The sequence below is a fragment of the Streptomyces sp. NPDC015345 genome, assembly GCF_043078805.1.
Taxonomy (GTDB): domain Bacteria; phylum Actinomycetota; class Actinomycetes; order Streptomycetales; family Streptomycetaceae; genus Streptomyces.
Genome location: NZ_JBIBTX010000001.1, coordinates 708,431 through 721,627, shown reverse-complemented (window position 1 = coordinate 721,627; position 13,197 = coordinate 708,431). Strand labels below are relative to the sequence as shown.

At 73.0% G+C, this 13,197-nt stretch carries 10 protein-coding genes; 3 read left to right on the top strand and 7 right to left on the bottom strand.

Translation table 11 applies throughout. The features are described from left to right. Nucleotides 1–50: 50 nt before the first annotated feature. The 5 genes from ACF062_RS03285 to ACF062_RS03265 form a co-directional block, all read right to left on the bottom strand. On the bottom strand, nt 51–659 hold the full coding sequence (locus ACF062_RS03285) for a DedA family protein (RefSeq protein WP_223774389.1): 609 nt from the start codon (nt 657–659) through the stop codon (nt 51–53). A gap of 254 nt (nt 660–913) precedes the next feature. Beyond that, nucleotides 914–1,366 carry a DoxX family protein gene (locus ACF062_RS03280; RefSeq protein WP_392135012.1) on the bottom strand — a complete coding sequence of 151 codons (453 nt, stop codon included), beginning with the start codon at nt 1,364–1,366 and terminating at the stop codon, nt 914–916. Nucleotides 1,367–1,412: 46 nt separating this feature from the next. Further along, a complete protein-coding gene (locus ACF062_RS03275; protein ID WP_392135009.1) occupies nt 1,413–3,377 on the bottom strand; it encodes an FAD/NAD(P)-binding protein in 1,965 nt (654 codons plus the stop codon). Nucleotides 3,378–3,592: 215 nt separating this feature from the next. After that, complete coding sequence (locus ACF062_RS03270; RefSeq protein ID WP_392135006.1) at nt 3,593–5,248, bottom strand: alkaline phosphatase D family protein; 1,656 nt, start codon at nt 5,246–5,248, stop codon at nt 3,593–3,595. A 120-nt stretch (nt 5,249–5,368) separates the two neighbouring features. Next, the gene (locus tag ACF062_RS03265; RefSeq protein WP_392135003.1) at nt 5,369–6,019 is read right to left on the bottom strand and encodes an HNH endonuclease family protein; all 651 of its coding nucleotides are present in this window, start codon (nt 6,017–6,019) and stop codon (nt 5,369–5,371) included. A 471-nt stretch (nt 6,020–6,490) separates the two neighbouring features. Between ACF062_RS03265 and ACF062_RS03260 the strand changes: the two genes are divergently transcribed. Both ACF062_RS03260 and ACF062_RS03255 read left to right on the top strand, forming a co-directional pair. Next, on the top strand, nt 6,491–7,069 hold the full coding sequence (locus ACF062_RS03260; protein ID WP_223774384.1) for a TMEM165/GDT1 family protein: 579 nt from the start codon (nt 6,491–6,493) through the stop codon (nt 7,067–7,069). Between the two features lie 196 nt (nt 7,070–7,265). After that, complete coding sequence (locus ACF062_RS03255) at nt 7,266–7,940, top strand: HAD family hydrolase (protein ID WP_392136494.1); 675 nt, start codon at nt 7,266–7,268, stop codon at nt 7,938–7,940. Nucleotides 7,941–8,237: 297 nt separating this feature from the next. Here the strand turns inward: ACF062_RS03255 and ACF062_RS03250 are convergent, their stop codons facing one another. Then, nucleotides 8,238–9,551, bottom strand: coding sequence for an APC family permease (locus ACF062_RS03250; RefSeq protein ID WP_392136491.1), 1,314 nt, complete (start codon nt 9,549–9,551; stop codon nt 8,238–8,240). A 59-nt stretch (nt 9,552–9,610) separates the two neighbouring features. Next, nucleotides 9,611–10,771 (bottom strand): peptidoglycan-binding protein, encoded by a 1,161-nt coding sequence (locus tag ACF062_RS03245; RefSeq protein WP_392134999.1) that lies wholly within the window; start codon nt 10,769–10,771, stop codon nt 9,611–9,613. A gap of 357 nt (nt 10,772–11,128) precedes the next feature. On the opposite strand from ACF062_RS03245, the gene ACF062_RS03240 reads away from it, so the two are divergent. Beyond that, nucleotides 11,129–13,195, top strand: a complete 2,067-nt coding sequence (locus ACF062_RS03240) for a DHA2 family efflux MFS transporter permease subunit (RefSeq protein ID WP_392134996.1) — start codon at nt 11,129–11,131, stop codon at nt 13,193–13,195. Nucleotides 13,196–13,197 lie beyond the last annotated feature (2 nt).

The following is a 13,197-nucleotide window of genomic DNA, read 5'->3' as shown; positions in this document are numbered from 1 at the left end:
CCGTGAGGTCACGCCGTAACGCCTCGTGGAACGCAGGGCCGGTAACGAGGTCAGGCCGTCGGCCTGGGGCGGCGCACCAGGAACGCCGCCAACGAACCCGCCGCGAAGAGCGCGAGCAGGGAGACGCCCGTGGCGAGCCAGGTCGCGCCGAGCCACTGGCCGCCGAGGTAGCCGAGCGCCACGCTGTAGCCGGCCCAGGCCAGGCCCGCGAGCACGGACCACGGCAGGAACTCCCGCAGCTTTCGGTGGGCCGCGCCCGCGCCGAGCGAGACGATCGAACGGCCCGCCGGGGCGAAGCGCGCGATGACCACGAGGGCGCCGCCGCCCCGGGAGAGCGCCGCGCCGAGCCGTTCCTGCGCGGTGGTCAGCCTGCGGGAGCGGGCGATGGCGCGGTCGAGGCGTTCGCCGCCGCGCCAGGCGAGGCGGAAGGCGGCCATGTCGCCGAGGACCGAGGCGGTGGCCGCGCTGAGGGTGAGAAGCAGGATGTCGGGGACGTTGTGCGGGACGCCGCCCGTGCCCGCGGCGGCCGCCGCGGTGGCCGACATGATGACGAGGACGCCGCTCGGCAGGACCGGGACGAAGACGTCGAACAGCACGGACAGGGCCACGACCGCGTAGATCCATGGGCTGCCGGTCAGCGCCCCCACACTTTCCAGCACGACGACTCCCCCGTGACTCCCCGATCGGCAGCGCGTTGCCGCTGTGTCGCGGGGAGCGGCAGGGGCGGCCTGATGACAGCTGTACAGCGTACGCCGCGTGTGACGTCGTAGATCCGCTGGGGGCTCGTATGTTCCCTACGTCACGTTCACCCGGCTGCCGCCCCAAGGGCCGGGGGTGCGGCTTCACATGGCGGCGCCCTCTTCCTCGTACGTACGAGGAAGAGGGCGCCGCCATGTGTCAGGTGCAGCAGCGGTCAGGCGGCGACCGGGGCGCGCTCCGAGGCCTTGTCGTCCTCGCTCGCGCCACGCGCGGCGAAGAGCCGGTCGAGGCCGAACGCGCCGGACCCGGTGAAGACGAGGAGCAGCATCGCCCAGCAGAACATCGCCGAGGCCTCGCCGCCGTTCTCCATCGGCCACAGCGCCTCGGGCTGGTGGACCTTGAAGTAGGCGTAGGCCATCGAGCCGGACGCGATGAACGCGGCGGCGCGGGTGCCGAGGCCGAGCAGGACGAGGCTGCCGCCGACGAGCTGGATGACGGCCGCGTACCAGCCGGGCCAGGTGCCGGCGTCGATGGTGCTGCCGTCGCCGCCTGCGCCGCCGAGGACACCGAAGAGGGAGGCCGCGCCGTGGCAGGCGAAGAGCAGCCCGACCACTATGCGGAACAGGCCTATGGCGTAGGGCTGGGCGCTGTTGAGACGTCCAGTCATGGTGGGACTCCTTCGGTTGGGGACGGAACCGAGCGGAGGCCCAAGATTAGGGGAACCTAATTAGTGCTTGCAAGTTCAACATTCGGTCACTCGGGGATTCCGCTTCCCCTTCCGGCGGTGCTCCCGCGCGCCCGGAGGCGGTGCGCAGCGCGGCCCGCGCGATGGCGTCCGCGTCCGACAGGGTGACCGAGTCGACGCCGGGCCGGGCGCCGGCGGCCGTCACCCAGTGCACCCCTTCCGTGGGCACGCCGAACGCGAACCGCCGTGCGTGCGCCCGGCCTTGACGATCTATCAGGCGGTACGGCCGCGGGGTCACGTCCAGACCTCCCGTCTCGTGGCCGTCGACGACGTGGGGGCGGCAGCGGCCGGCTCCGAGGAGCGCCGCGAGCAGGTCGTCCGCCGTGCGGCGCACGTCCGGCTCGGGCAGCCGGGCCTCGATCAGTGTGGTGACCCGCACATCGGAGCCCGGTACGTCCGGGGAGTGGGCGAGGAACGCCGCGCCGTCCGGCCGCACGCTCAGCCGCGGTCCGAGCACGTCGAGGACGCCCGCCTCGATCAACGCGGTCATCTCCTCGACGCGGCGGCGCGGCGGGCCGATCGAGAGGAACGCGTTGAGCGGCGTGTACCAGCGGTCGAGGTGCGCGCGGCGCGAGGCGCCGGACAGGCCGCGGTGGTCGACGACGCGGCGCAGTTCGTTGCGCAGGTCGCGCAGCACGTCGAGCGCGGCCTTCAGCGGGCCCGCGACATTGCCGAGCGCGGCCTGCGCGGCGTCATCGCGCAGGTGGGCGAGGAGCCAGGCGCGGTGCTCGTGGGGGGAGGCGAAGGGGAGGACCGGATGCGGGCGGGAGAGCCGGTCCCACGACCAGCGGTCGATGGCCGGGACGCCCGACTCGTCGAGCAGCAGGGACTCCTGGGAGCTCTGGTGCGCGATGGCGAGAAACCGTTCCCGGAAGGCCTCGACGCTCTCCCGCGTGTCACCGCGCGCGGCGAGCAGCGCCGCGTAATAGACCGTCTCCACCTCCTTGGCGACCAGGGGCCATATGTCGTCCAGGAAGTCCGGGGCGTCGCCGCTCTCCGCACGCTTGCGGAAGCGGGCGATGACGTCGTCGGTGAGGACGGCGGGCCGGTGCCGCCCATAGGGGCCCTTCGCGTTGTCCCCGCGCGCCTGGTAGGGGACGCCGCGCCGCGATCCCGCGTACAGCCGCGGCTCGTGGCCGGAGGGCTCGTAGCGCAGGGTGCCGTCCGGCTCCCGTACGTACCGGCCGCCGCGGCCCGTGCTCAACAGCGCCATGTGGTCGAAGAAGTTGAGGCCGAGGCCGCGCAGCAGCACCGGCTCGCCGGGGGCGACGGCGGACAGGTCCAGGTCGGCCGGGTTGGCGGGCGGGAAGTGCCGCAGGCCGTGCAGCGCGGCATGGCCGGCCAGGCGCTCCTCGTCGCGGTCGGGGCGGGTCGGAAGATGTCCTTGCGCCAGGACGACGGCGGAGAGTCCGGTCAGTTCGCGGCCGTCGTCGAGTACGAGGGTCTGTAGCTCGTCCGCCGTCTCGTCGAGCCGCACGGCGCGCGCCGCGTGGACCAGGACGCGTACGGAGTCGGGGGCGGCCCGCACCACCTCGGTGAAGACCCACTCCAGGTAGCGGCCGTAGCAGGCGCGGGTCGGATAGTCATCGGGCCCGAGCCCCGGCACGCGTCCCGCGGCCGCCCATTCGTACAGGCTCGGACCCGGTCGTATCGGCCCCGAGCAGTCGACGCTCTCGTCCGTGAAGAGGGTCACCTGTGAGGCGACCGTGTTCATCAGCAGCTCGGCGGGCTGCGCCGTCCGCCAGACGCGGCCGGGGCCGGGCGGCTCGGGGTCGATGACATGGACCGTCAGCCGCGTGCCGGGGGCGAGGAGTTCGGCCGCCGACGCGCAGAGCCGTTCGAGCACGCTGGTGCCGCGGGGGCCCGCGCCGACCAGGGCGAGGGCGGTCGCATCCGGCGCGGGGGGACGCGGCGCGGGCAGAGAAGCGGACAAAGGCGTGACTCCCGGGGCATAGAGAACGCTTACGAACGCTGGAAGCGGACGGTCCGCATCATCATGCCGCCGGAAGCCCTGATGCCGAACCCTCGGTGGAGGATCCGGATGGGGGTGTGGGGTGTGTCACGTGGGGCGGGAGGGGCGCGGGGGGTCGGCCCATCGTGACGAGCGCTCATGCCGGGTGCCTCGCCCGCACGCTGCCCCGCGCCGCATCACGTCAGGTCGCGTTCCTCCGTCGTCTCCAGGCGGACGGCGCCGCCGCGAGCCGTTCGGGCCTGGTCCAGGCGGAGGCGGGCCGAGCGGCCGTGCAGCGTCAGGGTCATCAGTTGGTTTCCGAACCAGGGGCCGCCCGTGCGGCGCCAGTCGATGCCCGCCTGCGTCACGCCGCCGTGGCGGGCGAAGCGGCGGCCGAGCGCGCGGCCCACCCGGCTCCAGCCGAAGCGGAAACCGAGCTTGATCGACGTCGGGATGGAGTTGTGGACGGGGGAGCAGGTCAGCTGGAGGACACGGGCGTCGGGACCGGAATCCGGCGGCCAGCTCGGCTCGGCGACATAGGCGTGGTGGACGTCGCCCGAGAGCACGCACACCGTCGCCGGGGCCTCGCCGCCGGAGCCCGCCTCCGCGAGCAGCGAGGTGAGCGCCTCGAAGGACGGCGGAAAGGCCGACCAGTGCTCCAGGTCCGAACGTCTGCGCAGGTTCTCGCCGAAGCGGGCCCAGCGGGCGCCCCGCTCGCCACGGCACAGCGCGGCGTTCCACCCCTCGGCGTCATGGATGAGGTGCGGGAGCAGCCACGGGAGCGACGTGCCGACGAGGAGGTGGTCGACGCCGCCCGCGCCGTCGAGCGCCTGTTCGCGCAGCCAGCGCGCCTCCTCGGGATCGAGCATGGCGCGCTCCCCCTCCGTCAGGACGCGGGCCGCGCGGGTGTCGACCATCAACAGGCGTACGCGCCCGAAGTCCCGCCGGTAGCTCCAGCGCGCCGAGGTGGGGTTCGCGTCGGCCGCCGCGGCGAAGGCGCGCAGCGCGTCCGTGCCGTCGGGCGTGGCGCACACGGCGGCGTGGACGGCGTCGCTCGCCAGCTCCTCGGGGCGCAGATTGCCCAGGTGCTGGTAGACCCAGTACGACATCAGGCCGCTCAGGACGCGCTCGCGCCACCAGGGCGTGGCCCGCATCTCGGCGAGCCAGGCCGCGCTGGTGTTCCAGTCATCGATCACGTCGTGGTCGTCGAAGATCATGCAGCTGGGCACGGTGGACAGCAGCCAGCGGACCTCGGGGTCGAGCCAGGACTCGTAATAGAGGTGCGTGTACTCCTCGTAGTCGGCGACCTGGGCGCCCGGGGCATCGGCGAGGTCCCGGCGCGCGGCGAGCCAGCGGCGGGTCGCCTTGGAGGTCTGGTCCGCGTACACCTGGTCGCCGAGGAGCAGCAGGACGTCCGGGCGCTCCGCGGCCGGGTCCGCGGCGATGCGGGCGGCGAGGGTGTCCAGGGCGTCCGGGCCCACGGGGTCGTGCTCACCGGAGGGCGGCGCGGCCCAGCGGCAGGAGCCGAAGGTGACGCGCAGGGCGTCGGCGCCGTCCCCGGCGGGCGTGCGGATGGTGCTGGCGGGGAAGCGGGCATCGGGCGTCGGCCACACCGCGCCCATGCCGTCCGCCCCGCCGAGCCGCACCTCGTACGCCGTCTCAGTGCCCGGCGTCAGGCCGGTGACCGGGATCAGGGCGTAGTGGTGGCCGGCGATCTGGAAGGTGTGCGCCGAGCCGCCCGCGCCGTCCGCGCACCGCACCTCGGCGGTGCAGGGCCGGTCGGTCTCGACCCAGACGGTCGCCGCGGAGCCGTCGACGTACCTCAGCAGTGGACCAAGGCGCAGTCGTGCCACAGATGATCACCCTCCTCCGTCGCCCCGTACGGTACGGAACGACGGAGGCGGGCGGGGTGGTTCCGGCTTTCCCGGCGGTGCGGGGGCCCGACCGGGTCCGGCCCGGGTCCGGTGCCGGTGTCAGCAGCGGTTGAGGAGGGTGGTCAGGGCGCTCTTCTCCTCGGAGTTCACGGTGAGCTTGTAGTGGTGCTTCACGTCCACCCACATGCGGGCGTAGAAGCAGTGGTAGGAGGCGGTGGGCGGCAGCCATTCCGCCGGGTCCTGGTCGCCCTTGGCCTGGTTGACGTTGTCGGTGACGGCGATCAGCTGGGGCTGCGCCAGGTCGTTGGCGAAGCCCTGGCGCTGCGCGGTGGTCCAGCTGTTGGCGCCGGACTTCCAGGCCTCGGAGAGCGGGACGACGTGGTCGATGTCGACGTCGGACGCGGCGGTCCAGGTGCCGCCGTCGTACGGGGACTTCCAGGTCCCGGAGACGGCGGCGCAGCTGGAGTCCTGCTGGACGTTGGTGCCGTCGCGCTTGAGGACGACCTCGCGGGTGTTGCAGGCGCCGGACTGCGTGCTCCAGTGCGGGAACTTGTCACGGCTGTAGCCGTCGGAGGAGCCCTCGGCCTTGACGGTGAGTTCACCGAGGTAGGCGCGGGCGGTGGCGGCGCTGACCGGGGTCGGGGGAGCGGCCTGGGCGGGGGTGCCGGTGGTGAGGACGGCCGCGCAGGCCAGCAGGGTGGTGGCGCCGATGGCGGCCGGGCGGTGTCGACGCGCGTAGACAGCGGACATGCGAACTCCCTTGTCGTGGGGGGAAGTTGACCGGTGGGGCGGTCATGCTTGCGAGGCGGGGTTGCCGGTGGATGTGCGTGTGATGACAGGGTCGCGTCAATCAGGTGCAGAGTTCAATAGTTCTGGCGTGCCGTCATGTGCATTGGGTGGGGCGGGAGTTGCGTTTGAGTGATCCAGGTCACTCCGTCTCGCTCCGGCGCGGGCCGAAAGTCCCTGGCCGCGCACCGTGCGCCGTCCCGTACGATGGATGGCGCAGAAGGGGAGTAGCTCTTCGCCGGACCGTCGACATACTGCTCAGCTCGTCTGAGCCGGCGCCCGGAGGCAGGCCCTTGGGGCAGGCCAGCGAGACCTTCGGCAAGCAGTGCCCGACGTGCGCGTCCGCGTGCGTTCCTGTGTGCTGCCGTGCCGAGGTGTCGTACGCGAAGCGGTGGAACACTCTCGGCGGGGCGGCCCCGACCGATTGAGGAACCCTTGATCAGCTTCAGCGTGATGGCGCTCGTCTTCGGCGTCGTCTTCCTTGCCGAGCTGCCGGACAAGACGGCGCTGGCCGGACTCGTCCTCGGCACGCGCTACCGCGCCTCGTACGTCTTCGCCGGTGTCGCCGCCGCCTTCACCGTCCACGTGGTGCTCGCCGTCGCGGCGGGCAGTGTCCTGACCCTGCTGCCGCAGCAGCTGGTCCACGCGCTGACGGGCGTCCTCTTCCTCGGTGGTGCCGCGATGCTGCTCCTGAAGGGCGCCGGCGAGGAGGAGGACGTCAAGCAGCCCGAGGACCAGAGCTTCTGGAAGGTCTCGGGGGCGGGCTTCATGCTCATCCTGGTCGCGGAGTTCGGCGATCTGACGCAGATCATGACCGCGAACATGGCCGCCCGCTACGACGACCCGCTCTCCGTCGGTCTCGGCGCCGTGCTCGCGCTGTGGGCGGTGGCCGGGATCGGCATCGTCGGCGGCAAGGCGCTGATGAAGCGGGTGCCGCTGGTGCTCATCACGAGGATCGCGGCGCTGCTGATGCTCGGGCTCGGCGTCTGGAGCCTGTACGAGGCGATTGCGTGACGTTGCCCATTTTTGCGGGCCTTGGCCTGCCTGACCTGCGGCGTTGGCTTTTGGCGCCCTCGTTTTGTACCGTGCAGGAACAAAGTGGCTCCGCCCGTACTCCCTGACCGGCGGGCGGAGCCGCCTTGATCTTCCCTCCGCGGAACCCCATGGCGGCCGCGGGCTCCCCTGGCTCTGGAGTACGTCGATGACGTCGATGACGGCCACGCATGCCGGCCCTGTACTGACCGCCCGGGCCGTCCTCCTCGACATGGACGGCACCCTCGTCAACTCGGACGCCGTCGTCGAGCGCTGCTGGCGGCGCTGGGCCGACCGGCATGGGCTCGACTTCGACGAGGTCATCAAGGTCGTCCACGGGCGCCAGGGGTACGCGTCCATGGCGGTGCTGCTCCCCGGGCGGCCCATGGAGGAGAACCACGCCGAGAACCGCGAGATGCTCGCCGCGGAGACCGCCGACATGGAGGGCGTGGTCCCGGTGCCGGGCGCGCCCGCGTTCATGGATGCGCTGGCCCGGCTCCGTCTGCCGCACGCGCTCGTGACCTCCGCCGATGTGCCGCTGTCCACCGGACGGATGGCCGCGGCGGGGCTGGCGCTGCCGGACGTACGGGTGACCGCGGAGAGCGTCGGCGCGAGCAAGCCGGACCCCGAGGGGTTCCTCAAGGGGGCGGCGGCGCTCGGGTTCGACCCGGCCGACTGCGTGGTCTTCGAGGACTCGGAGGCGGGGATCCGCGCGGGGCGGGCGGCGGGCATGAGGGTGGTCGGCGTCGGCCCCCGGGCCGCCGCGCTCGGCCCGACCGTGCATGTGGAGGACCTGACGGGGGTGGCTGTGGCCGATGCGGGGGACGGGCGGATTCGGCTGACGTTCGGCTGACGGGGCCATGGGTGCGGCGCGGCGTTCCGTGGCGTTGTCGCACCGTGCCGCACCGTGCCGCGCCGTGCCGCGCCGTGCCGTGCCGTTCGGAGGCTGGGGGTGTCGGGGGCCGTTCCGGAGGGTCGGTCCCGTCCTCGCGGATGGGGGTGCGCCGCAGCCAAGGCGTGCTGGGCCCGGCTGCGCAGGTGGACGGCTCGCGCCGCGGGTGGGTGACGCTCGGCGCGGGGACGGGCAGCTTCGGCTGTGGGCTGCGTGGTCACATTGCCGCCACCCACGGGGCCGCGCCTGCCCGGAACGTCACGCCCTGCGGCGCAGCCGCGTCGCTGCCACCGTGCCGCACACCGCTCCGACCGCCAGCACGATCAAACCCCGCAGCCATACCTCCCGCTCGATCTGCGTCGCCAGGGCCACGCAGGACGCCGCGCCGAGGATCGGTACCACCGTCGGGGCCCGGAAATGGTCCGGCCGTGCGGTCGTGTCGCGGTGGCGCAGTACCAGGGCCGCGGTGTTGACCAGGAAGAAGACCACCAGCAAAAGCAGGACCAGCGTCGAGGCGAGTGTGGCCACGTCGCCGGTCAGCGCAAGGAGCAGGGACAGAGCCGTCGTCGCGGCGATCGCGGCCCACGGCGTACGCCTGCCCGGCAGCACCCTCGTCAGGAAACCCGGCAGCAGGCCGTCCCGTGCCATGCCGTAGGCGAGGCGCGACGACATGATGCCGGTGAGCAGCGCGCCGTTGGCGACCGCCACCAGCGCGACGGCGCCGAACAGCTCCGTCGGCACACCGCCCGCCTCCCGCACGACCTCGAGCAGCGGACCGCTGGACGAGACCAGCCTGTCGGTCGGTACGGCCGCCGCCGCGGCGGCCCCGACCAGCGCGTACACCGCACCCGCCGTGATCAGGGCACCGAAGAGCGCCCGCGGGTAGGAGCGCCGCGGGTTGCGGGTCTCCTCGGCCACGTTGACCGACGTCTCGAACCCGACGAACGAGTAGTACGCCAGCACCGCCCCGCTCAGCACCGCGGCGGCGGGCCCGTGGCTGTCCGTGCCCAGCTGCGTCAGCCTGCCCAGGTCACCGTCGCCCCGCAGCACGATCCAGAAGCCGAGCCCGATCACCAGCAGCAGCCCGCTCACCTCGATGACGGTGGCGACGACGTTGGCCCGCGTCGACTCCCGGATGCCCCGCGCGTTCAGCAGCGCCAGGGCTGCCAGGAAGACGATGACGACCAGCACCACAGGAAGCGTGACGAACTCGGTCAAGTAGTCGCCGGCGAACCCGCGGGCCAGCGCCGCGACCGAGACGATGCCTGCGGCGAGCATGCAGAACCCGGCGAGGAACCCGGCGAAGGGCCCGTACGCCAGGGTCGCGTAGTGCGAAGCGCCACCCGCGCGCGGGTACGCCGTCACCAGTTCGGCGTACGAGGCGGCCGTTAGGAGGGCCAGGCACAACGCCACGACCAGCGGCACCCATACGGCGCCGCCGGAGTCGGCGGCGACCTGGCCGACGAGAACGTACACGCCCGCGCCCAGCACGTCTCCGAGGATGAAGAAGTACAGGAGCGGGGTGGTCAGGGCCTTCTTGAGCGGCGTCGGGGTGTCCGGGACCTGCGGCATGGTGCGGAGATCTTTCACGCAGAGCCGTATACCCGGCGCGGTGTCCCCGACCACAGGACTTAGGGCTCCCTCGTCTCCGACTCCAGGCTCCGTCGCGTCTGGCGGCCGTACTCGCCCGGCGAGTCCGCGGTGAGGCCGCGCGCCCACTGGTAGCGGAGCACCGCCTCGGTGACCTCGCGCGTGTACGAACCGTTCCGTTCGCCCACGTACAGGTACAGCTGGGCCAGCCGCCCCTGGAGCTCCGTCACCCCCGGGCCCTTGTCGCCGTGGCTGAGGGTCGCCGCCGTGGTGGGCCGACGGGGCGGCGGCGCGTCCACGGAGCCCGTCGCGCGCGCCGTCGAAGGCGGCGGCGGTGACGGTGACCGTGTTGACGACGATGGGGGAGGGACCGAGCGCGTCGGCGCGGGCGGCGGCGTCGTGCCGCGCGGCGTGGCGGAGGGCGTACGGGGTGTGGGAGACCCGGACCGTTCCACGGAGGGCGGCGGTGGTTCCGTCGGGTCCGCGCGGTCCGCGGCGGAGGCGCCGGGCAGCGCGCGGTCTCTCGTCGGCCGGTCCGCGGCCGACGAGAACAGTCCGGTGGCGAAAACGGCACCGGCGGTCACCGCCGCCAGGGCGCCGGCGCCACCGAGCAGCACGTAGCGCCTGCGGCGCGCGGGACGGGGAGGGGCGGTGGGGGCGGCAGAGGTGCCGGTGGGGTCCGGGTACGCCGTGGGGTCGCCGGTGGGGTCCGGGTACGCCGTGGGGTCGCCGGTGGGGTCCGGGTACGCATCCGACGGTTCCGCCCCTGACGCCCCGCCTCCACCGAAGCCGTGTACGTACCTGGCGTCCGGCGCGGGGGCTTCCGGATCCGGCAGCGACACGTAAGGACGTATCCGCAGGGGATCGAAGTCCTCGGCGGCCGCCGTGTCCGCCGCCGCCTTCACCGACCGGGCCCGGTGCGCCGTGTCCGCTGCCGCCTCCGCGGACTGGGCCCGACGCGCCGCGGCCGCTGCCGCCTGCGTGGGCCGGGTCTGGTGCGCTGCGTCTGCTGTCGTCCGCGTGGGCCGGGTCTCGTGTGTCGCGTCCGCCTCCACCGACCGCGTCCGGTGCGCCGCAGCCTCCGCGTCCGCAGCCTCCGCGTCCGCAGCCTCCGCGTCCGCAGCCTCCGCGTCCGCAGCCACCGCCTCCGCCGCCACCCCGGCGGCCCGGGCCCGGTGCGCCGCAGCCACCGCCTCCGCCATCGCCTCCGCGGACCGGCCCCGGCGCACCTCCTCCGCCGCCCGCCGATCGCACCCGCACCCCGGGGCATCCTCATCCGGTGCCCACACCGCCCCGCACTCCGGACAGCGCCGACCGCCCCGCCGTGCCCGTCCCTCTTGAAGCCCGTCGTCTCCGGTCACCGCCGCCCCCCTCCCCTCCCGTGCCCCTCCCGCCCCGAGAACTCCGCCGATTATGCATACCGATGCTTCAACAGGCCATAACCGGTCACACGGACCACGATGGAGGGGGGAAACTCTTCGGCCACGCTTCGGCGACTCCTCGGCCCACCCCTCCAGCCACACCAGACCCACCCACCCCGGGATCCCCAGGAGGTGCCCATGACGCAGGATGTCAGCGCCCGCCCCGCCGGGCCGGGGCCCGAACCGTCGCGTGGTCACGCGGGGAACGGGCATCCGCCCGGCGGTGTCCTCGTCTCCATCGGCGCGCTGCTCCTCGGCATGCTGCTCGCGGCCCTCGACCAGACCATCGTCTCGACCGCCCTGCCGACGATCGTCAGCGAGCTGGGCGGCATGGACCACCTGTCGTGGGTCGTCACCGCGTACATGCTGGCCGCGACGGCCGCGACCCCGCTGTGGGGCAAGCTGGGCGACCAGTACGGCCGGAAGAAGCTGTTCCAGACCGCGATCGTGATCTTCCTCGTCGGGTCGGCGCTCTGCGGCATGGCGCAGAACATGCCGCAGCTCATCGGCTTCCGGGCGCTCCAGGGCCTCGGCGGCGGCGGACTCATGGTGCTGTCCATGGCGATCGTCGGCGACCTCGTCTCGCCGCGCGAGAGGGGCAAGTACCAGGGGCTCTTCGGCGCGGTCTTCGGCGCGACCAGCGTCCTCGGGCCGCTGCTCGGCGGGCTGTTCACCGAGCACCTGAGCTGGCGCTGGGTCTTCTACATCAACCTGCCGATCGGCGCGATCGCGCTCCTCGTCATCGCCACCACACTGCACATCCCGGTGCGCGACACCAAGCACACCATCGACTACCTCGGTACCTTCCTCATCGCGTCCGTCGCCACCTGCCTGGTGCTCGTCGCCTCGCTCGGCGGCACCACCTGGGCGTGGGGCTCGCCGCAGATCATCGGGCTCGCGGTGCTCGGCGCGGTCCTCGCCGCCGCCTTCGTCGCCGTGGAGCGCAAGGCCGCCGAACCGGTGCTGCCGCTCAAGCTGTTCCGCGTCCGCACCTTCACGCTCTCCGCCGTGATCAGCTTCATCGTGGGCTTCGCGATGTTCGGGGCGATGACCTACCTGCCGACGTTCCTCCAGGTCGTCCAGGGCGTCTCGCCGACCATGTCGGGCGTGCACATGCTGCCGATGGTGGTCGGCATGCTCCTGTCGACCACCGCCTCCGGCCAGGTCGTCAGCCGTACGGGCCGCTGGAAGGTCTTCCCCATCGCGGGGACCGCCGTCACCACGCTCGGCCTGCTCCTGCTGCACCAGCTGGACGAGCACAGCGGCACCGGCGAGATGAGCGTCTACTTCTTCGTCTTCGGCCTCGGTCTCGGCCTGGTCATGCAGGTGCTCGTACTCATCGTGCAGAACGCCGTCGGCTACGAGGACCTGGGCGTCGCCACGTCCGGCGCCACGTTCTTCCGCTCGATCGGAGCCTCCTTCGGCGTCGCGATCTTCGGCACCGTCTTCACCAACCGGCTCGGCGACAAACTGACCGACGCCCTCGCCGGGCAGCAGCTGCCGCCGGGGCTGAGCGTCTCCACGCTGGAGGCCGACCCGCGCGGCATCGCGCGGCTCCCCGCCGAGCTGCGGCCGAGCGCGCTGCACGCGTACGCCTCATCGATCACGGACGTCTTCCTGTACGCGGCGCCGGTCGCGCTGCTGGCCTTCGTCCTGGCGTGGTTCCTGCGCGAGGACAAGCTGCGCGGCTCGGTCACCGCGCCCGACCCGACGCAGACCCTGGCCAGCAACCCCGTCGAACGCTCCTCCCACGACGAGGTGGCGCGGGCCCTTTCGGTCCTCGGCACCCGCGAGGGGCGGCGTGAGATCTACGAGAAGATCACCGCGCGGGCGGGGTACGACCTGCTGCCCGGGGCCAGCTGGCTGCTTCTGCGCATCGCCCGGCACGGCTCCGTCGAACCGGCCGTACTCGCCGAACGCACCACCGTGCCGCTGACCGTCATCACCGCCGCCGCCCGCCAGGTGGAGGAGCGGCGCCTCGCCGAACGGCAGGGCCTTCAGATGCGCCTGACCGAACGTGGCCGCGAGGTGGCCAAAAAGCTCGCCAAGGCCCGTGAGGAGTCCCTGGCCGAGCTGCTCGGCGACTGGTGGGGCCCGCAGCGGCCGACCGACCTGAGCCAGCTGGTCGAGGAGCTGAGCGGGGAGCTGTGCGGATCGGAGTCGGAGCGGCCGCGGAACGGGGCGACGGTGCTCCGGGCGGTGTGAGG

What these genes read in the sequence shown, in the direction of transcription:
- ACF062_RS03280 (WP_392135012.1), bottom strand. Translation starts at nt 1,366, where the DNA reads ATGACTGGACGTCTCAACAGCGCCCAGCCCTACGCCATAGGCCTGTTC.
- ACF062_RS03265 (WP_392135003.1), bottom strand. Translation starts at nt 6,019, where the DNA reads ATGTCCGCTGTCTACGCGCGTCGACACCGCCCGGCCGCCATCGGCGCC.
- ACF062_RS03255 (WP_392136494.1), top strand. Translation starts at nt 7,266, where the DNA reads ATGACGGCCACGCATGCCGGCCCTGTACTGACCGCCCGGGCCGTCCTC.
- ACF062_RS03250 (WP_392136491.1), bottom strand. Translation starts at nt 9,551, where the DNA reads ATGCCGCAGGTCCCGGACACCCCGACGCCGCTCAAGAAGGCCCTGACC.
- ACF062_RS03245 (WP_392134999.1), bottom strand. Translation starts at nt 10,771, where the DNA reads ATGGCGGAGGCGGTGGCTGCGGCGCACCGGGCCCGGGCCGCCGGGGTG.
- ACF062_RS03240 (WP_392134996.1), top strand. Translation starts at nt 11,129, where the DNA reads ATGACGCAGGATGTCAGCGCCCGCCCCGCCGGGCCGGGGCCCGAACCG.